This is a genomic window from Actinomadura macrotermitis (genome assembly GCF_009604375.1).
Lineage (GTDB): Bacteria > Actinomycetota > Actinomycetes > Streptosporangiales > Streptosporangiaceae > Spirillospora > Spirillospora macrotermitis.
Genome location: NZ_WEGH01000003.1, coordinates 790,052 through 808,729 on the forward strand (window position 1 = coordinate 790,052; position 18,678 = coordinate 808,729).

At 74.3% G+C, this 18,678-nt stretch carries 17 protein-coding genes; 14 read left to right on the forward strand and 3 right to left on the reverse strand.

The genetic code is table 11. The annotated features are described in order from the left end of the window. Positions 1-28: 28 nt before the first annotated feature. Positions 29-883 (reverse strand): SDR family NAD(P)-dependent oxidoreductase, encoded by an 855-nt coding sequence (locus ACRB68_RS24960; RefSeq protein ID WP_153536407.1) that lies wholly within the window; start codon positions 881-883, stop codon positions 29-31. 132 nt (positions 884-1,015) lie between these two features. Here ACRB68_RS24960 and ACRB68_RS24965 point away from each other — a divergent pair, with 132 nt between their 5' ends. Together ACRB68_RS24965 and ACRB68_RS24970 are read left to right on the forward strand one after the other, a co-directional pair. Continuing rightward, positions 1,016-1,837, forward strand: a complete 822-nt coding sequence (locus tag ACRB68_RS24965) for an SDR family oxidoreductase (protein ID WP_153536409.1) — start codon at positions 1,016-1,018, stop codon at positions 1,835-1,837. A gap of 2 nt (positions 1,838-1,839) precedes the next feature. Then, a complete protein-coding gene (locus ACRB68_RS24970; protein ID WP_153536411.1) occupies positions 1,840-3,006 on the forward strand; it encodes a cytochrome P450 in 1,167 nt (388 codons plus the stop codon). A gap of 64 nt (positions 3,007-3,070) precedes the next feature. Here the strand turns inward: ACRB68_RS24970 and galE are convergent, their stop codons facing one another. Beyond that, the gene (gene galE, locus ACRB68_RS24975; protein ID WP_207709813.1) at positions 3,071-4,084 is read right to left on the reverse strand and encodes a UDP-glucose 4-epimerase GalE; all 1,014 of its coding nucleotides are present in this window, start codon (positions 4,082-4,084) and stop codon (positions 3,071-3,073) included. 289 nt (positions 4,085-4,373) lie between these two features. Here galE and ACRB68_RS24980 point away from each other — a divergent pair, with 289 nt between their 5' ends. From ACRB68_RS24980 to ACRB68_RS25015, 9 genes are all read left to right on the forward strand, one after another. Next, complete coding sequence (locus ACRB68_RS24980; RefSeq protein WP_153536413.1) at positions 4,374-5,042, forward strand: response regulator; 669 nt, start codon at positions 4,374-4,376, stop codon at positions 5,040-5,042. Positions 5,043-5,144: 102 nt separating this feature from the next. Beyond that, complete coding sequence (locus tag ACRB68_RS42570; protein WP_153536415.1) at positions 5,145-6,521, forward strand: YveK family protein; 1,377 nt, start codon at positions 5,145-5,147, stop codon at positions 6,519-6,521. Positions 6,522-6,526: 5 nt separating this feature from the next. Next, entirely contained in the window at positions 6,527-7,687 is a 1,161-nt protein-coding gene (locus ACRB68_RS42575; protein ID WP_194293433.1) for a DegT/DnrJ/EryC1/StrS family aminotransferase, read from the forward strand. A 5-nt stretch (positions 7,688-7,692) separates the two neighbouring features. Next, positions 7,693-8,865, forward strand: a complete 1,173-nt coding sequence (locus tag ACRB68_RS40300; RefSeq protein ID WP_194293434.1) for a polysaccharide biosynthesis protein — start codon at positions 7,693-7,695, stop codon at positions 8,863-8,865. 7 nt (positions 8,866-8,872) lie between these two features. After that, positions 8,873-10,102: a glycosyltransferase gene (locus ACRB68_RS24995; protein ID WP_153537772.1), complete on the forward strand. Its 1,230-nt coding sequence runs from the start codon at positions 8,873-8,875 to the stop codon at positions 10,100-10,102. Then, positions 10,099-11,412, forward strand: coding sequence for an O-antigen ligase family protein (locus ACRB68_RS25000; RefSeq protein WP_153536419.1), 1,314 nt, complete (start codon positions 10,099-10,101; stop codon positions 11,410-11,412). Before ACRB68_RS24995 ends, ACRB68_RS25000 begins: the two co-directional genes overlap by 4 nt. After that, positions 11,409-12,689, forward strand: coding sequence for an oligosaccharide flippase family protein (locus ACRB68_RS25005; protein WP_194293435.1), 1,281 nt, complete (start codon positions 11,409-11,411; stop codon positions 12,687-12,689). The genes ACRB68_RS25000 and ACRB68_RS25005 overlap by 4 nt, the downstream gene beginning before the upstream one ends. Further along, positions 12,673-13,404 (forward strand): sugar transferase, encoded by a 732-nt coding sequence (locus ACRB68_RS25010; RefSeq protein WP_153536423.1) that lies wholly within the window; start codon positions 12,673-12,675, stop codon positions 13,402-13,404. Before ACRB68_RS25005 ends, ACRB68_RS25010 begins: the two co-directional genes overlap by 17 nt. 9 nt (positions 13,405-13,413) lie before the next feature. Then, positions 13,414-14,325: a glycoside hydrolase 5 family protein gene (locus ACRB68_RS25015; RefSeq protein ID WP_153536425.1), complete on the forward strand. Its 912-nt coding sequence runs from the start codon at positions 13,414-13,416 to the stop codon at positions 14,323-14,325. Positions 14,326-14,334: 9 nt separating this feature from the next. Here ACRB68_RS25015 and ACRB68_RS42580 read toward each other — a convergent pair whose 3' ends face one another. Then, positions 14,335-15,528, reverse strand: a complete 1,194-nt coding sequence (locus ACRB68_RS42580) for a Rieske (2Fe-2S) protein (protein ID WP_328594738.1) — start codon at positions 15,526-15,528, stop codon at positions 14,335-14,337. Between the two features lie 616 nt (positions 15,529-16,144). Between ACRB68_RS42580 and ACRB68_RS25025 the strand changes: the two genes are divergently transcribed. From ACRB68_RS25025 to ACRB68_RS25035, 3 genes are all read left to right on the forward strand, one after another. Next, complete coding sequence (locus ACRB68_RS25025) at positions 16,145-16,858, forward strand: sensor histidine kinase (protein WP_153536429.1); 714 nt, start codon at positions 16,145-16,147, stop codon at positions 16,856-16,858. Between the two features lie 10 nt (positions 16,859-16,868). Then, positions 16,869-17,522, forward strand: a complete 654-nt coding sequence (locus ACRB68_RS25030; protein WP_153536431.1) for a LuxR C-terminal-related transcriptional regulator — start codon at positions 16,869-16,871, stop codon at positions 17,520-17,522. 89 nt (positions 17,523-17,611) lie between these two features. Beyond that, the gene (locus ACRB68_RS25035) at positions 17,612-18,493 is read left to right on the forward strand and encodes a cytochrome P450 (protein WP_153536433.1); all 882 of its coding nucleotides are present in this window, start codon (positions 17,612-17,614) and stop codon (positions 18,491-18,493) included. Positions 18,494-18,678: the final 185 nt, after the last annotated feature.

Below are 18,678 nucleotides of genomic sequence, written 5' to 3' on the forward strand. Positions count from 1 at the left end.
TGAGCCACCCCTCATTGTCGCGCAGTTTTCAGCCGCGCGACTCGAAGTCGGGAAGGCCCGGCAGTGCGCCTTCGGCGAGGGCGGCGGCGCGCCCGCTCAGGCCCGCCGCGTAGGAGGGGTGGGTGAGGACGAGGAAGCGCTCGGCGCGGACGGCGTCGACGACGGCGTCCGCGACGGCGGCGGGCTCGATCCCGTCCGCGACGGTGTCGGCGATGACGGTGTCGATGAACCTCTGGTCGTCGGTCGGGTCGGCGGCCAGGGCGTCCGGCCGGTTGCGGCCGGAGCGGTGGATGCCGGTGGCGACGCCGCCGGGGCAGAGCGCCGACGCGCGCAGCTTCGCGCCGGTCATGGCGAACTCGTGCGCGAGGGTCTCGGTGGCGGCGTAGGCGGCGAACTTGGAGACGGTGTAGGGGCCGGTGAAGGGCGCGGCGAACAGCCCGGCGACCGAGCAGGTGTTGACGACGTGCCCCTCGCTGTCCTGGTCGAGCATGCGCGGGACGAACGCGCGCACGCCGTGCAGGATGCCCCACAGGTTCACCCGCAGCACCCACTCGAAGTCCGCGGCCGGGCGCGACCACATCTGGCCGCCGGCGAAGACGCCTGCGTTGTTGCAGAGCAGGTGCACGGCGCCGAAGCCGTCGTAGACGCGGTCGGCCAGGGCCTGCACCGACGCCTCGTCGCCGACGTCGGTGACCTGCGCGATCGTCCCCGTGCCGGCCGGCACGGCGCCGGCCAGTGCGCGGCGGGTCTCCTCCAGCGCGTCCGGCTGGACGTCGGCGAGCGCGACGCGCATGCCCTCGGCCGCGAAGCGCAGCGCCAGGGCGCGGCCGATGCCGCTGCCGGCGCCGGTGACGACGGCGACCCTGCCCGTGAGCTCCCGCATCGCGCCGCCTCTCCTCGCCCGCCGCTCGAAACCTACCGCTTGCTAGGTGCTTCGGCCAGGGTCTAGACCTATCGCTTGCTTGGGTGCGACATTGGCTCAGACTCCAGTCTCACACTCTGCGGAGGAGCACCGATGTCGCGCTCACCCACCCCCGCCCGCCCGCTGGACGGGACCGCGGCACTGGTCACCGGCGGCGGCAGCGGCATCGGCCTCGCCTGCGCGCGCCGCCTCGCCGCCGACGGCGCGGTGGTCACGGTCTGCGGCCGCACCGAGTCCCGGCTGAAGGAGACGGGCCTGCGCCACACCGTCGCCGACGTCACCGACGAGGAGCAGGTCGCGGCGGCCGTCGCGCACGCGGCCGGGCCCGCGCCGCTGCGCGCCGTCGTGCACAGCGCGGGCGGCACCACCTCGATCGGCCCGCTCCCCCAGCTCGACGCGGACGCCTGGCGGGCCACGCTGGAGCTGAACGCGACCGGCACCATGCTCGTGCTGAAGCACGCCGCCCGGGTCATGGCGCGCAGCGGCGGCGGCTCGTTCGTGGCGATCTCCTCGATCGCCGCGGCCGTCACGCACCGCTGGTTCGGCGCCTACGGGGTGTCCAAGGCCGCCGTCGACCACCTGGTCCGGCTCGGCGCGGACGAGCTCGGCGGCGCCGGCGTCCGGGTGAACGGCATCCGGCCCGGCCTGGTGCGCACCGAGCTGGTCGCGGGCGTCGCCGACCCGGGGCCGGTCCTGGACGACTACCTGGCGTGCATGCCGCTCGGCCGCGTCGGCGAGCCCGCGGACATCGCCGAGGCGGCCCGGTTCCTGGCCGGGCCCGAGTCGTCGTGGCTCACCGGCCAGGTCATCGACGTCGATGGCGGCCACCACCTGCGGCGCGGCCCGGACTACCGGGCGATGTTCGAGCCCATGTTCGGCGCCGACGCGCTGCGCGGCGTCATCCCCGGGGAGTGACCGTGGACCTGGACCTGCTGAACGGCGAGATGTACGCGACCGACCCCTGGCCGGTCTACACCTGGCTGCGCGCCGAGGCGCCGGTCTACCACGACGAGGCGAACGGCCTGTGGGGCATCGCCCGGCACGCCGACATCTTCGCGATCGAGCGGAACGCGAAGGTGTGGACGAACGCGGGCGGGTACCGGCCGCAGCTGCCGTCCGACCCGTCCATGATCGGGCAGGACGATCCCGAGCACGCGCACCGCCGCCGCATGGTCTACCAGCGGTTCACCCCGCGCGGCGTCGCCCGCTACGCCGACCGCATCCGCCGGACCGCCGTCGACTGCATCGACACGGCGCTGGAGCAGGGCACGGTCGACGCGATTCCGGCGCTGGCCGCGCCGCTGCCCGCGCGCGTGATCGGCTGGCTGCTCGGCTTCCCCGAGGAGGCGTGGCCGCGGCTGGCGCACTGGTCGGCGACCGCGGTCTACGCGGGCGGTGGGCGGCGCTACGTCACCGACGAGGCGACGATCGCGTGCGGGGAGTTCGCGCTCGCGGTGCTGGAGATGGCCAAGGAGCGCCGCGCCTGCCCGGCCGGGGACCTGCTGTCGGTCTGGGCGAACGCGGGCGAGGGGCAGCCGCACTACGGCGACGAGCACCTGGCGCACGAGGCGCTGCTGCTGCTCGTCGGCGGCGCGGAGACGACGCGCACGGTCATCGCGACCGCGATCGACGCGCTGATCCGGCACCCCGGCCAGTGGCGGCTGCTGCGCGACGACCCGTCGCTGATCCCGGGCGCGGTGGAGGAGTTCGTGCGCTGGACGACGCCGATCCTCAACATGTGCCGGGTGCCGAACCGCGACGCCGAGGTCGCCGGGGTGACGATCCCCGCAGGCGGCCAGGTGCTGCTGATGTACGGGTCGGCGAACCGGGACGAGGCGGTCTTCGACCGGCCGGCGGCGTTCGACGTGACCCGCCCGCCCGGCGACCACATCGCCTTCGGCCTCGGCCCGCACTTCTGCCTCGGCGCGTCCCTGGCCCGGCTGGAGCTGCGGATCTTCTTCGAGGAGTTCATCGCGCGGGTCGGCGACGCCGGCTGGGCCGACGACGACGGGCCGCGCATCCTGCGCAACGCGTTCGTGCGCGGCGTCACCGAGTTCCCGGTCATGCTGACCCCGCGCCGCTGAGCGGACCCGGCTCCGCCTGGGCGCGCACAGGTGCGAACGCCCAGGCGAAGCCCGCCGCCGGGTCTCAGGCGGCGCCGAGCTCGCGGCGGCGCTCGGCCCACTGCAGCGAGTGCCGGATGGCGTCGCCGATCGTGTACTCGGGCTTCCAGCGCAGCAGCTCCCACGCCTTGGCCGGGTCCACGTACGCGCCGACGACGTCGCCCGGGCGGGCCGGCGCCTCCACGGCCTGGAAGCCCGCGCCGACGACGTCGCGGAAGGCGTCCACCAGCTCGCGCACGGTGGTGCCGTCGCCGGTGCCGAGGTTGATCACCTCGTAGCCGCCGGACCGGCCGCCGGGCTGCAGCGGCGGGATGACCGCGTCGAAGCGGTCGGCGGCCTCGTAGAACGCGCGGGCGATGTCCCACACGTGGATGTAGTCGCGGATCGCGGTGCCGTCGCGGGTCGGCCAGTCCACCCCGGTGATGCCGAAGGGGACGCCGAGCTCGTAGGACTCGATCATCTTGCCGAGCGCGTGCGTCGGCTTGCTGCTCTGCAGGCCGGTGCGCAGCCGCGGGTCGGCGCCGATCGGGTTGAGGTAGCGCAGCGAGATCACCCGCAGCCCGTAGGCGGCGGCGAGGTCGGCGAGCATCAGCTCGGCCATCATCTTGGAGCGCGTGTAGGGGTTCTGCGGTTCCAGCGCGGAGGTCTCGCTGACCGACAGGTCGGGCTCGGGCCGGTACATCCCGGCGGTCGACGCGAAGATCATCCGGTCGCACCCGCCGCGGGTGAGGTGCCCGGCGAACTCCAGCGTCTTGGCCAGGTTGACCTGGTAGTACCGGTAGGGGTCGGTCATCGAGTCGGGTACCACGATGAGCGCCGCGCAGTGCACGGCCACCGTGATGTCGGGGTGGCTGCGGAAGATCTCGTCGACGAGGTCCCCGTCGGCGATGTCCCCCTGGTAGAAGATCTTGCCCTGGGTGAATTCGGGCCGGCCGGTGATCAGGCTGTCCAGCACCACGGGCGTGATCCCGTGCTCGGCGAAAACCGAGGCGATCGTGCTGCCGATGAAACCGGCTCCCCCTGTGATCAGGACTTTCACGGCACTTCCCCTGGTCGCTCTTGCTCCCCATGTCTCGGTACGCACAGGATCAGCAGGCGATTGCGGAGGGTCAACGGCGCGTTCGCCAAGTGGCCGGGGCCGGACGCGCGTGAACCCGGGCGGCGTTCTGTGCGTCCGCGCCCGAGTCTCCCCGCCCGTTCCGCCCGCCTGGACCGGGACGAACGGGTGGGTCCGTTTCCGGGGCGGCCGCCGGGGGCGCAAAAGCCGTCCCTAACGAGTACAGCGTTTGCGGGATCCGTTCGGTTCCCGTGCGGGGCATCGTCAGGGCATGCGACCCATCCGCGTCCTGATCGTGGACGACCACGCCCTGTTCGCCGAGGCCCTGGCGGCGCGGCTCGGCCACGAACCGGACCTGGTGCCGCTGCCCGTCGCGGCGGACGGGCGGCGCGCGCTCGCGCTCGCCGCCACCGAGCGCCCGCACGTGGTCGTGCTGGACATGACGCTCGGCGCCGAGAGCGGCCTGGACGTGCTGGACCGGCTGCGCGACCGGCACCCCGGCGTCCGGGTGGTGGTGCTCACCGCGGCCGACGACCTGGACGCGATGGTGCAGGCGGTGCGGCGCGGCGCCGTCGGGTGGCTGTCCAAGACCGCGGGCGCCGACCTGGTCGCGCGGGTGGTCCGCGCCGCCGCCGGGCAGGGCGGCTGGATCCCGCCGGAGGTGCTCGGCGAGGTGCTGCGCCGGCTGACCGCCGCCGGCGCCGCCGGGACGGGCGGCGGCACGCGGCCGCTCGCCGGGCTGACGCCGCGCGAGCTGGAGGTGCTGCAGTGCATGGTCGACGGCCTGGACCGCGCCGGGATCGCCGATCGGCTCGGGCTGTCGGCCAACACCGTCCGCACCCACACCCAGAACCTGCTGGCCAAGCTCGGCGCGCACCGGGCCGTCGAGGCGATCACGATCGCGATGCGCGCCGGGATGCGCCCGACCGCCCGCGGCTGAGCCGGGGCATGCAATTGACGTAGCGGGCCATCGCCCCGATGGGCGATTCGACCTCCATCCCGGCTTCCTACGCTCGGCGGGACGACGCCGGAGGGGATGCTCGTGGAGATCGACGAAGTCGCGGCCCGGGTGGCCCGCACCTACTGGGCGCTCCTGCTGGTCATGACCGTTGTCCCGGTGGTGCTGGTGGGGTTCGTGATGAGCGGCCGGACGCCGCCGGAGGTCGCCAGGACCCGTCTCCAGGCAAGCTCCAAGGCCACCGACGCCGCGCCGGGCGACGCGGGCGTCAGCATCGTGGTGAGCCAGGTGAAGGCGTTCGCGACCAGCCGCAACCTGCTCGACAAGGTGCTGAAGGACAAGCACCTGGACCGCGACCCCGACAAGCTCGCCAAGGCGATCTCGGTGACCGGGCTCGGCACCTCCACGGTGGTGGAGCTCGGCGTCAAGGACACCGACGGCGCCGCCGCCACCGCGCTCGCCGACGCCATCGGCGCCGCCGTCGTCGAGGAGATCAACGACTCCAACCAGGGCGGCATCAAGAGCCAGCTGAAGGAGATCGACAAGCGCGTCCGCTACCTGGAGGGACGGCTCGGGCCGCTGTCGCAGCGGGCCGGGGCGGTCCCGGCCCCCGACATCGCGGCGGGCAACGAGCGCGAGCGGGTGCAGGCCGAGCTGACCGACCTGCGGGCCAGCCGGAGCGAGCTGCGCACCGACCTGACGACCTCGGGCACCGCCGCCGTCGTGCAGCCGGCGGTGCTCGCGCCGCGCACGAACCCGGTGGTGATGATGGCGGCGATCGCGGGCCTGGTCGGCCTGATCGGCGGCATCCTCGTCGCGGTCGTGGTGGAGATGGTCCGGCCGACGGTGCCGGGCCAGCAGCGGGTGGCGCGGCGCCTCGGCGTCCCGCTGCTCGGCTGGGCCGACCGGTCCGACGCCGAGCTGGCCGACCTCGGCCGCCGGGTGCGGCTCGCGGCGCGGCGCGCGGGCGTCGTCCAGGTCACCCTGGTCGGCGCCGGGAACGGGCCGCTGCCGGCCGAGCTGGTCTCCAGGATCGCCGCGGCGGTGTACGGGGACGGCACCAAGGTCGTCACCGCCCGGCCCGTCGCCGACCCCGACGGCGGCGAGCCGGCGGACGGTGGCGGCGGAACCGCGAGCAGCAACAACAGCGGCCCGAAGCCGGGCGGCACCGGCGGCACGTCGGTCGTCCGGGCCGGCGCGGGCACCGCCGTGCTGAGCAAGAAGTCGAGCGAGGCCGCCGCCGCGTCTCCGGCGCAGCAGCGCGCCGTCTGCCACGTGCACGCCTTCGAGGACGTCGACGCGGGCGCCGGCGACGAGGCCGGCGTGGTCGCGGTCGCCGGCCCGGTGACGCCGGTGGCGGGCCTGGACTCGGTGCGCGACCTGGTCGCCGCGTCCGGCTGGCCGCTGCTCGGGGTCGTCGCCACCTCCCGCAAAACCACCGGCCGCAAGAGCAAGGGGTAACGCCCGTGAGCGCGAGCACACACCAGTCCACCGTCCCCTTCAACATCACCTCGTTCGCCGACGACGTCGCCGGCGCCGTCGGGCAGGTGCTGGACTCCGGCTGGGTGACCACCGGGCCGCAGACCGCCGCGTTCGAGAAGGACTTCGCCGCCTACCTCGGCGCCGCGCACGTCGTCGCGGTGGCCTCGTGCACGACCGCGCTGGAGCTCTGCCTGCGCGCGCTGGACCTGCCGCCGGGGTCGCCGGTGCTGACGCCGAGCCTGACGTTCTGCGGCGCGGTCAACGCGATCCTGCACGCCGGGCTCCGGCCGGTGCTGGCCGACATCGACGCGGACACGCTGGTGCCGAGCCCGGCGACGGTCGCGGCCGCCGCCGCGCGGGTGCGGCCCGCCGCGATGGTGGTGCAGAACCAGGGCGGCTACCCGGTGGACGTCGCCGCGCTCACCGAGGCCGCCGGGCTGGACCGCACGAAGGTGGTCGAGGACGCCGCGCACGGCCCCGGCGCGGCCCGCGGCGGCGCGCCGGTCGGGTCGTCGTCGTTCGCGGCGTGCTTCAGCTTCTACGCCACCAAGAACATGCCGATCGGCGAGGGCGGCGCGATCGCCACCAGCGACGACGGGCTCGCCGACCGGGTCCGCGCGATGCGGCTGCACGGCATGAGCAAGGACTCCTGGCGCCGCTACCTGCCCGGCGGGTCGTGGCGCTACGACGTGCGGACCGTCGGGCTGAAGGCCAACATGACCGACATCCAGGCCGGCATCGGGCGGGCGCAGCTCACCGCGCTGCCGGAGTGGCAGCGGCGGCGCGGCGAGCTGGTCGCCCGCTACGACGAGCTGCTGCTCGGCGCGCCCGGCCTGGTCCTCCCGCAGCGCGAGCTCGCCGGCGTCCAGCACGCCTGGCACCTCTACCAGGTGCGCGTCCCCGACCGGGACGCCATCATCGCCGAGCTGGAGGCGGCCGGGGTGTCCACCTCGGTGCACTTCATCCCGGCCAGCCACATGACCGCCTACCAGGAGATCCTCGGCGCCGAGGAGTGCGGCAGCGTGCCGGTGACCGACCGGGTCGCCGAGGAGCTGCTGTCGCTGCCGCTCTACCCCGGCCTCGCGCCCGGCGACCAGGACCGCGTCGCCGCCGCCCTCGTCGAGGCCCTGCGGGCCCGGGGCTGAGTCCGGTGCTGAGGTTCCTGCGCCGGCGCTCCCGTGCCGCACCGCCCCCGCCGCAGGCCAGCCCGCTGGCGCTGCTGCTGGGGCGGGACGAGGTGGACGTCGCGGGGCTGCGCGGGCGCCGCCTGGTCCGGGGCCGCCGGGTGCTGGTCACCGGCGCCTGCGGCACGGTCGGGTCGGCGCTCTGCCACCGGCTGAAGGGCCTGGACCCGGCACTGCTCTGCCTGGTCGACAAGGACGCGGTCGGCCTCGCCCGGCTGCGGCACGAGATGACCGGGCGGCTCGGCGGCGACCGGGTCGTGCTCGCCGCCGCCGACATGCGCGACCGCGCCCGCGTCGCCGAGGTGTTCGCCGCGCACCGCCCCGAGCTGGTGTTCCACACCGCCGCACGGCACGGGCTGGCCGAGGTCGAGCGCGACCCGTGCCGGGGCGTCGCCGACAACGTGATCGGCACCCGGCACGTCGTGGACAGCGCCGTGCGCGGCGACGTGCAGCGGCTGGTGTTCGTGTCCTCCGACAAGGCCGCCGACCCGACGTCGGTGTTCGGCGCGACGATGCGGCTCGGCGAGCTGCTGCTGCAGACCGCGACGGGCGGGCCGACGTGCTTCGCCGCCGTCCGCGTCGGCAACCTCATCGCCTCCTCCGGGACGCTGCTGTCGGCGCTGGCCACCAGCATCTCCGCCGGCGAGGTCGTCACCATCACCCACCCCGAGGTCACCCGCCACTTCATGACGGTGGAGGAGGCGGCGGGCCTGCTGCTGGAGGCGGCGGCGCTCGCCGAGGAGGCCGAGACGTTCGTGCTGGACATGGGCCGCCCGGTCCCGGTGATCGAGCTGGTGCACCGCTACGCCGAGCAGCTGCGGCTGCCGGAGGTGACGATCCGCTTCAGCGGCCTCGGCCCCGGCGAGAAGCTCGCCGAGAAGGCCTTCGCCGACTCCGAGCGGCGCATCCGCACCGCGCACCCCAAGATCTGGGCGACCCGGCCCGCGCCGCCGCCCGCCGGCCTGCCGCAGCTGCTGGACGCGCTGGCGGACGCGGCGGGCGGCGGCGACGCGGGCCAGGTGCGGATGCTGCTCCGCCGGCTGCTGCCCGAGTACCGCCCCGTCCGCCGCCCCGAACCGCCGGGCGAGGCCGCCTCGCACCGCGCGTCCGCGTCGCCGGGCGATCCGCCCGGCCTGTGAGGTGATGATGAGCAGCACGCGCAAGCTCCGGGTGGCCACGGTGATCACCCGTTTCAACGGCGGCGCCGGCCAGGTCGCGCTGAACGGCGCCCTGGCGCTGGACCCCGACTCCTACGAGCGCGCCGTGGTGACCGGCGGCGTCGGCATGGACAGCGTGGCCCGCACGTCCGACGCGGAGGTGCTGTACGGGGACGAGGCCGTCGCCAACGCCGCCGCCGGCGACCTCACGCCGCGGGCGCACGACGCCGGGATGGAGATCGTCCAGGTGCGGCCGCTGGTGCCGCAGATCGCGCCGCGCGACGACCTGGCGGCGCTGCGGACCCTCACCCGGGTGCTCGCCGAGGGCCGCTACGACGTCGTCCACACCCACAGCGCCAAGGGCGGCGTGATCGGACGCATCGCCGCCGCGCGCGCGGGCGTGCCGCGCATCGTGCACACCTGGCACGGCTTCCCGTTCAACGAGTTCCAGTCGGCGCTGCGCCGCGGCGTCTACATCCGGATGGAGCGGGCCGCCGCCAAGCACACCGACGCGTTCCTGGCGATCGGCTCGGAGACGGTGACGACGGCGCTGCGGCTCGGCCTCGCCACGCCCGAACGGATCCGGCTGTCGTGGCCCGCCGTGGACGTCGCGGCCTACGCGACCGCGCCCGGCTCGCGCGCGCAGGCCCGCCGCCGGCTGGACCTGCCGCTCGGGGTGAAGGTCGTCGGCTCGATCGGGCGGCTCACCTTCCAGAAGGGCCCGGAGATCTTCGTCAGGGCGCTGGCCGAGCTGCCCGACGACGTGTTCGGGTTGTGGGTCGGCGGCGGCCAGATGGCCGACGAGCTGGCCAAGCTCACCGCCAAACTCGGGCTGACCGAGCGGATGCGCTGGCTCGGGCACCGCGACGACGTCGCCGACGTGCTGCCCGCCTTCGACGTGATGGCGATGGCCTCGCGGTGGGAGGGGCTGCCGTGCGTGCTGGTCGAGGCGATCGGCGCGGGCGTCCCGCTGATCGCGACGGCCGTGCCGTCCAACCAGGACCTGGTCTTGGCGGGCGAGACCGGGCTGCTCGTCCCGCCCGAGAACCCGCAGCAACTGGCCGCCGCGATGGCGCACCTGCTGGACGACCCCGCCGCCGCCGCGCGGATGGCCGAACGCGCCCGCGCGCGGGTCGGCGACTGGTTCTCCCCCGGCTATCTCGGCAAACAGCTCGACGAGACCTACCGCGGCACGTCGAAGCGGCCCCACCAGCGATGACGACCGTAGTGAAGACCACGGGCACGAGGCCGCTGCCCGAGCTGACCGACGCGCCGCCGGTGCGCCGCCGGTGGCCGCTGACCGTCCTCGCCCTGGTGTTCGGGATCGCCTCGCTGCCGATGCTGATGCCGTTCGGGATGGGGCCGGGGCCGGGCAACACCGGGCTGCCTGACCTGGCGCTCGTCCTGGTCACGCTGGTCATGCTGCTGTGGGCGTCGGCGCGGCGGCACGCGGTGCACTGGCCGTTCCTCATCCCGACGCTGCTCACCATCATCGCCGGCGGCGTCGCCGCGATCGTCAACGACGCGGGCGCGCTCACCCTCATCAAGGACCTGTTCGTGCTGATGTGGGCGGTGAGCATCGCCAACCTCGGCCGCGACCCGAAACTGCTGCGGGTCGCGCTGCGCGCCTGGGTCCACCTCGGCGTGTTCTACGCCGTCGTCATGATCGTCGGGTTCGTCCTGGGGATCGAGGCCCTGTCGGGCAAGCAGCTCGACGGGGAGCGCGCGCAGTTCACCTTCGGCGACGCCAACTACTGCTCGAACTGGTTCATCTGCGTCTACTTCATCTCCCGCGCCGCGCGCGTCCCCGAGCGGCCCGGAGCGCGGTACGCGGTCTGCGGGATCCTGCTGGCCGCCGAGATCCTGACCGGCTCCAACGGCGGCGCGCTCGCCCTCGGCGTCGCGATCCTCCTCGGCTACCTGTTCCGGCTGTTCCGCGAGGGCAAGGCGCACCACGCGATCGCGGTCGGCGCGGCCACCGCCGTCCTCGGTGCGGGCGCGCTGCTCGCGCTGTCCACGATCGACTTCCAGCCGCTGCTGGACCGGGCGAGCCAGGCGTCGCCGATCCTGCGCGACTCCATCGGCCGCACCACCGGCGAGAGCACCAACTCGCGCAGCACGGTGTTCGCCACCACCGTCCGGATGATCGAGGAGCAGCCGCACCCGTGGGGCATCGGGCCCGGCCAGACCGAGACCGCGATGCGGGTGAACCAGGAGACCTACGTCCGCGAGGCGCACAACGACTACATCGCCGCCGTGCTGGAGCGCGGCTTCCTCGGCGGGGTCGCGCTGATCGTGCTGCTGTTCACGCTGCTGCTGAAATGCGCGCGGATCGCCCGCCGCGACGCCCTGACGCCCGAGTACGCGCGCCTGGTGCCCCGGCCCGAGCTGCTCGGGGCGCTCGTCGCGGTGTTCCTGGTGTCCGGGCTGTTCTACGAGACCCTGCACTACCGGCACGGATGGGCGTTCTTCGGGCTGATCGCCGCGCTCGACCTGTTCGGCCGCCGCGACGGGAGGGGCGCCCCGTGACCGAGACCCGGACCCCCGCGCCGGACCTGCGCGGCAGGCTCGTCGCGCTCGTCGCCGGGAACATGGCCGGCCGGATCGGCGCGCTCGCCTCCCTCGGCGTCGCCACCGTCATGGTCGCGCGGATCGGCGGCCCGGCGCTCGTCGGCGCGTTCACCCTCGTGCGGATCCTGCCGGGCCTGCTCTGCCACCTGTCCAACGCCGGGCTGCCCGGCGCGGCGCCGTTCTTCCTCGCCGGGCAGGAGTACGACCAGAGCCGCGTCCGGCCCACCCTCGTCTGGATGACGGTCGGCGGCGCGGCGGCCGGCGGCCTGGTCTGGCTCGCCCTCAGCCCGCTGCTCTACCTGCTGTTCTTCGACTCGTTCGGGATCTGGGTCGCGGTCGCCGCCGCCGTCCCGGCGTTCACCCAGGGGTTCGTGTCGGTCGGCAAGGGCCTGCTGCAGGGCACGGACGACCTGCGCGGCGCCGCCCTGGCCATCACCGTCGAGGAGTTCGTGTTCCTGCCGATCTACCTGGTCATCCTGATCGGCTGGTACGGGCCGGGCGCCCTGATCACCGGCCTGGTCCTGGCCGACCTCGCCGCCGCCGCGTGGATCGCCGCCCGGCTGCGGCGGCGCGGCTTCTTCGCCGGCTGGGGCCGCCCCGACCGCGCCCTCGGCCGCCGCATCGCCGCCTACGGCATGCGCGGCCAGCTCGGGCAGCTGGTCGACCTGCTCAACCTGCGGCTGGACGTGGCGTTCCTCGGCGCGATGGCCGGGCCGTCGGTCCTCGGCGTCTACACCGTCGCCAGCAAGTTCGCCGAGCTCGTCCAGCTGCCGGGCCTCGCCGTCAACTACGTGCTCTACCCCGACTTCGCCAAGGAGGACCGGCGCACCGCCGGCGACCGCACCGCCAAGCTGGTCCTGCCCGCGCTCGTGGTGTCGGCCGTCAGCGCGCTGCCGCTCGCCCTGCTCGCCGGGACGGTGCTGCCGCTGGTGTTCGGCGACGCCTTCGACGGCGCGCTCACCCCCACCTACATCCTGCTCGGCGGCCTCATCACCTTCGGGGTGTCCGGGCTGGTCATGGCCTACCTGTACGGGGTCGGCAGCCCAGGCCTCACCTCGCTCGCCCAGGCCGCCGGCCTCACCGTGACGATCGCGCTCGACCTCGCCCTCATCCCGCGCTTCGGCGCGACCGGCGCGGCCGTCGCGTCGGCGCTGTCCTACTCCACCACCACCGTCGCCCTGCTCTTGTTCTTCACGCGGCTGAAGAGGCGGTTCCAGCATGACCGACAAGACTGACCTGGAGACCCGGCCCGTCGACCCCTCCGACGGCGTGCCGCCGTCCACCGCCCGCCGGCTGCTCGACGTCACCGGCGCGCTCGCCGGGCTGGTCCTGCTGAGCGTGCCGATGCTGGCGATCTGGCTGACCGTCCGGCTGTCCAGCCGCGGGCCCGGGGTGTTCCGGCAGACCCGCGTCGGGCAGGGCGGCCACCCGTTCACCATGTACAAGTTCCGCACCATGCGCCAGGGCGCGCGCGGCCTCACCGTCACCGCCAACCGCGACCCGCGCGTCACCCGCGTCGGCAGGGTGCTGCGGCGCTGGTCGCTGGACGAGCTGCCGCAGCTGGTCAACGTGCTGCGCGGCGACATGACGCTGGTCGGGCCGCGGCCGGAGACCTACGAGCTCGCCGTCCACTACGACGCGCGCACCCGGTGGATCTTCGACCACCGGCCCGGCCTCACCGGCGTCTCGGAGGTCCGCTTCCGCGACTTCGACGTGCTCGGGCCGGGCGAGGAGGTCGACCTGGTCAACTACATCGAGCGGATCGTCCCGGCGCGGGCCGCGGTGGACGCGCTCTACCTGCGCGACCCGTCGATGCGCGCGACGCTGCGGGCCCTCTGGGACACCGTCCGGCACATCCTCGGTTTCACCGTCCCGCCGCTCCAGGTGGCCGATGACGGCACCGTCCGCGAGTCCCGGCCGCTCGCCGAGGAGCGCGGCTCGGCCGCCTGAGGGGAAGGCATGGACACCCGCCTGAAGGTCGCCTCGGTGGTGGCGGCGCTCGCGCTCGCCGCGGGCGTCCTGCTGTGGGCGCAGCGCGCGCCCGGCAGCGACCGGCCCTACCGGGGCCCGCTCGCCACGCCCGGCACCCCGCCGGCGACGCCCCGCCCGACCCACCACATCGCCCTGAACACCCAGGCGGCGGACTACCCGCGCCTGCGCGGGCTCGGCTACGACCTGGTGGACGTCAAACCCGACCCGGCCCTGCTGGACGCCGTCCCGCGCGGCATGCGCGCGCTGCTGTGGGTCGGCAACTTCACCTGCGACGACTTCGAGCTGTCCTTCGCCGAGTTCACCGCCGCCGTCCAGCGCTTCGGCAAGGACCCGCGCGTCTTCGGCTGGTACCTCTCCGACGAGCCGAACCCGGGCAGGTGCCCCAAGGTCGCCGACGAGATCCGCCGCCGCGCCGACCTCCTGAAGGCCCGCGCCCCCGGCCAGGTCTCCTTCATCTCCCTGACCGACTGGCCGATGAGACCCGTCACCCCCGCCCGCGTGCACGTCGACCTCGTCGGCCTGGACCCCTACCCCTGCAAGGGCTCGGCCCGCACCCGCGCGGCCTGCAACATCGACGCGATCGACCGCATGGTCCGCATGGCGGACGACGCCGGCATCCCCCGCGACGTGCTCGTCCCCGTCTACCAGACCTTCGGCCAGGCCTGCTCCAACGGCGACAAGCAGTACTGGCTGCCCACCGAGCCCCAGATGAGGCAGATCCTGCGACGCTGGGACCGCCTCGTCCCGAACCCCCGGATGGACATCTCCTACTCCTGGGGCCACCAGGACAAGTGGTCGTGCCCCACCCTGGCCGACGCCGACGGCCGGAACGGCAACCCCGACCTGCAGTCTCTCTTCAGGTCCCGCCAGGCCCGCTGAACCGCGCGGTCAGCACAGGCGGGACGTCAGGTTGGCGGCGCGGGCGTTGACGCAGGCGCCGGTGGCCAGGTCGAAGGCGAAGTTGTGGGCCAGGCAGTGCACCTGGCCGTCGCGGACGACGGCGCCGATCGACAGGTCCTCGCCCGCGTGCGGGCAGTAGCGCGGGATGTCGTAGGAGCGGCCGTCCCAGTCGACGATGATGCGCTCGGTCTCGTCGCGGCCCGTCTCGTAGGCCTCGACGGCGCGCAGGGCCGGGGCGTTGGCGTGCTTCAGCAGGCCGACCAGGTAGTCGTTGTAGACGTCGGGGTCGCGGTACAGGCTGAGCCGGAAGGAGATCAGCAGGTCCTCCCAGGCGAGGCGGCCGGTGAGGACGCCGTCCAGCCAGCGGCCCGCGGTGGTGATGCGGTAGTGGGGGCGGGCGTCCGGCGTGGCCGGGTTCACCGTGAGGCCGTCCGCGCGGAAGCCGACGTCCCACCGGCCGCCGTTCGGGCCGGTGATGTCGAAGCGGACGAGCATGTCGATCTGGGTGAGGAAGTAGTCGCTGAGCCCGCCGAGGTGCTCGAAGTGGGCGGTGAAGCGGTCGTACAGGTCCGGGCCCGGGTCGGGGAACCCGGCGAGGACGCCTTCGATGAGGGGCGCCCGGTCGGCGGCGTAGCGCTCCAGGTAGGGCGCGCGGGCGGCGTCGGCGAAGGAGAAGCGGGCCGAGACCGGGTCGCGGGTGATCACGCCGGTGTCCAACTCGATCGCGTCGCCGGGCTTGAAGGACTCCCAGCGCTGGGCGGGCAGGTGCTCGCGCAGCCAGGCGGCCGAGACCTCGGGGTCGCAGAACGCGCCGCCGGCCTGGTCGAGGACCTGGTTGAGGTGGGCGACCTCGGCGTCCAGGAAGCAGGGCGGCCCGGCGAAGGGGACGGCGAGGGCGGGCTCGGTCTGCCGGACCAGGCGCTGCGCGGCGCGCAGCTTGGAGACCCGCTTGGCCGTCGAGACCCGCGCCATCTCCTCGGGCGGGTACTCGTAGCAGATGGGGTGCCAGGACGCGCCCGAGGTCTGCAGCGCCATCAGGTCCAGGGCGCCGCCGGCCAGGTGCCTGGCGCGGCGGGCCTGGGCGGCGGTGAGGCGGGCGTCGTTGCAGTGCAGGATCGCGCGCCCGTCGGCGACGACGAGAAAGGCCGCGTCGTGGCACATCGGGGACAGCTCGGGAATCACCGTGATCCACGATCCCCGATCGTCAAGGGGGAATTTCTCCCAGGCCGGTATCTCGATTACCTGCCGGGAACCGGCGGCGGCCGACATCCGTTCCCTGAAGGCGGGCCCGGGATAGCGCGGAATGAGGATGCGGGTCCGCTCGGGAAGCCGTCCGATGAACCACGGGTCGAAGTGATCCAGATGCTCGTGCGAGACGGCCGCCCAGTCCGCGTCGGCGAGGGCGGGAACATCAAGGTGATCATTTCTCGGGTACTGGTGCCAGGCACCGAGAAAGGCCCCCGTGGGAGCGAGCCAGGGGTCCGCGAGCAGGCGGAACGCCCGGGCCGTCACTGCGATTCCGGCATGTCCGAGAAAGGTGACCGTCGGCATACGGCGACTCTCTCCCCGGCCCCCGGCCGGCGCACCCGCCCGAATGCGCAAGGCGGCTACGCCGTAAGCATGAAAGAAATGCGGCGCACCGGACCGGCAATCCTGACTTAGACGCCGGCGGAATGCCGTGGGTTTACCGGCGACCACTTGCGGCCAGCGCGCGGTCTGCGGCGGTCAATTGACTGGACATGGTGCCGGTGCGGGGTGACGGTCAAGAGGGTGCTGGTAATACGGACGGGGGTCCTTCATGATCCACGGGCAGAACCGGTCGTCCCCGGTGACCGCGCCGGCCGGGCCGGCCGAGGGGCCCGGGCCGGCGGACCCGCTGTGGCGGCGGCGGCTGCGGCACGACATCCGGCACGAGCTCGGCACGATCATCATGCTGGCCTCCGCGGTGGCCGTCGCCGACGACATCGGCGCGGGCAGCCGCGCCCGCATCGAGCAGCTGCTCGGCGAGACCCGCTGGCTGGACCACCTGCTGCGCCGCCTGGACGACGGCGCCGGCGACGACCCCCCGCTGCCGGGCCCCGAACGGCTGCGGGTGGACGGCCTCACCGCCGAGGTCGTCACCGGCATGCGGCTGGCCACCCCGCACCAGGTCTGCTTCGACGGCGCCGAGGCGTGGGCGCACATGGACGCCGTCGCGCTGTGGCGGGCGCTGCGCAACGTGCTGGACAACGCCTGCCGCGTCGCCGCGGGCCGGGTGGACGTGCGGGTCGGCGTCGAGCGCGGCTGGGTCGTCATCCAGGTCGACGACGACGGCCCCGGCTTCGGCCGCGCCGGCGGCGGGGACGCGCCGCGCGGCCTGGCCTCCCTCGGCCTCGGCATCGTGCACGACCTGATCTCGGGCTTCGGCGGCAGCCTGGAGATCCGGACCTGTGAGATGGGCGGCGCCCGGGTGCGGATGCTGCTGCCCTCCGCGCCCCCCGTGGCGGCCGACGACTGGCGGCCCCATCCATGAGGGCCGATCCATGAGGGTCATCGTGTGCGACGACCACGCGGTGTTCGCCGACTCGCTGTCGCTGGTGCTCGCCGACGCCGGGCACGTGGTGGTGGGGGTCGTCTACTCCCCCGCGGACGCGCTGCCGGTGCTGCGCGCGCGCCAGGCCGACGTGTGCCTGATCGACCTGCACTTCCCGGCGGGCACCGCGCTGGAGTGGATGCCGCGGCTGCGCGCCGCCGCACCCGCCACCCGGTTCGTGGTGCTGACCGGTTTCCTGGAGCAGCCGGTGCTGAGCGCCGGGCTCGCGCTCGGCGTGCGCGGGTTCGCGCACAAGGGCCAGCAGGCCCGCGACATCCTCGGCGTGCTGGGGCGGGTGGCGGCGGGCGAGGTCGTGGTGGACCAGGCGGTGCGGCACGGCGGCGACGGCGCCCGGCCGCGCAGCCAGGCGCAGCGGGTGGCGCGCTTCCTCACCCCGCGCGAGCGCGAGGTGCTGACCCGGCTGGCCCGCGGCGAGTCCACCCAGGCGCTCGCCAAGTCGATGGGGGTGACCCGCAGCACCGCGCGCAGCCATGTGCAGAGCGTGCTCAGCAAGCTCGGCGTGCACTCCCAGCGCGAGGCGGTCATCGAGGCGGCCCGGCACGGCCTGGTCAGCGTGGAGACCGGGGAATGGCTCGCGGGCTGACCCCCGGCACGATGAAAACGGCCTCTTTCGGACATTCCGGATGACCGTCCGGTCGGCTACCGTCCGGCATGGGAGTGGAGGAGGTTCCCATGCCTCAACGGCGAGGCGAAGCGGCGCCCGTCACCGACGCCGACGCGCTGCGTTCCCCTGAGACCTACGCGCGGGGCGTCCCCTACGAACGCCTGGACCGGCTGCGCGCGCGCACGCCCGTCGTCTGGACGAACGCGCGGGGCGGCGAGCCGGGCGCCTGGGCGGTGCTGCGTTACGCCGACGTCCGGCGCGCGCTGGAGCACTCCGAGCTGTTCGTGCCGGAACCCGGCGCGCCCCTGCACGGCCCGACCGCCGGCCAGGAGCGCGGGCACGCCGCCGAGGACGACCCCGGCGCCGCGCCGCTCCTGTTCGACATGGACCCGCCCGACCTGGTCGGCCGCATCGGCGGCGAGAGCGTGGACTTCGTCACCGAGATCGCCGCCGGGCTGCCCGAGACGCTGCGCAACACCCTCGCCGGCGGCCTGTGGGCGCTGCTGCGCAACCCGGCCGAGCACGAGCGGCTGCGGGACCGCCCGGCGCTGCTGGACGCCGCGGTGGAGGAGGCGCTGCGCTGGTGGACGCCGGTGATGCGGGTGGCCCGGACGGTCCGCCGCGCCACCTCGCTCGGCGGCGTCCCGCTGCTGGCCGGCGAGCGCGTCGCGCTGTGGCTGACGGCCGCCGACCACGACGAGGAGGCCTTCCCCGACCCCGGCCGGTACCTGCCGGAGCGGTTCGCCGGCGGGGAGGCGCCCCCGCAACTGGCCTTCGGGGCCGGCGCGCGGGCCTGCCTCGGCGGGCGGCTCGCCCGCGTCCATCTGCGGGCCCTCATGGCCTCCCTCCTGGAGCGTCCGGGACGCCCGGAAACAGCGGGAGAGCCGGTATTGTTGCGTTCCAGCGCGCGCCACGGCTTCGCGCGGCTGCCGATCCGCTGGACCGGATGAACGGCGCCGCCGACCGCCCCGTACGCCATGGCGGAAGCGGGTTCCGGCACCTCCATCATGGCGGCGGCACCCCGCCCATTACGATCTTGTGCGATTCCTGAACGTTCGCTGGAACTCTTCCGCGTACTGCAAGAGTTGTTCTTTGCGCGTCCGGCCTTCGGGGGTCTGGGCCAGGACAGATAGGG

What these genes read in the sequence shown, in the direction of transcription:
- ACRB68_RS25035 (WP_153536433.1), top strand. Translation starts at nt 17,612, where the DNA reads ATGCCTCAACGGCGAGGCGAAGCGGCGCCCGTCACCGACGCCGACGCG.
- ACRB68_RS24965 (WP_153536409.1), top strand. Translation starts at nt 1,016, where the DNA reads ATGTCGCGCTCACCCACCCCCGCCCGCCCGCTGGACGGGACCGCGGCA.
- ACRB68_RS25025 (WP_153536429.1), top strand. Translation starts at nt 16,145, where the DNA reads ATGATCCACGGGCAGAACCGGTCGTCCCCGGTGACCGCGCCGGCCGGG.
- ACRB68_RS25000 (WP_153536419.1), top strand. Translation starts at nt 10,099, where the DNA reads ATGACGACCGTAGTGAAGACCACGGGCACGAGGCCGCTGCCCGAGCTG.
- ACRB68_RS24995 (WP_153537772.1), top strand. Translation starts at nt 8,873, where the DNA reads ATGAGCAGCACGCGCAAGCTCCGGGTGGCCACGGTGATCACCCGTTTC.
- ACRB68_RS25010 (WP_153536423.1), top strand. Translation starts at nt 12,673, where the DNA reads ATGACCGACAAGACTGACCTGGAGACCCGGCCCGTCGACCCCTCCGAC.
- ACRB68_RS25030 (WP_153536431.1), top strand. Translation starts at nt 16,869, where the DNA reads ATGAGGGTCATCGTGTGCGACGACCACGCGGTGTTCGCCGACTCGCTG.
- ACRB68_RS24960 (WP_153536407.1), bottom strand. Translation starts at nt 883, where the DNA reads ATGCGGGAGCTCACGGGCAGGGTCGCCGTCGTCACCGGCGCCGGCAGC.
- ACRB68_RS24980 (WP_153536413.1), top strand. Translation starts at nt 4,374, where the DNA reads ATGCGACCCATCCGCGTCCTGATCGTGGACGACCACGCCCTGTTCGCC.
- ACRB68_RS25015 (WP_153536425.1), top strand. Translation starts at nt 13,414, where the DNA reads ATGGACACCCGCCTGAAGGTCGCCTCGGTGGTGGCGGCGCTCGCGCTC.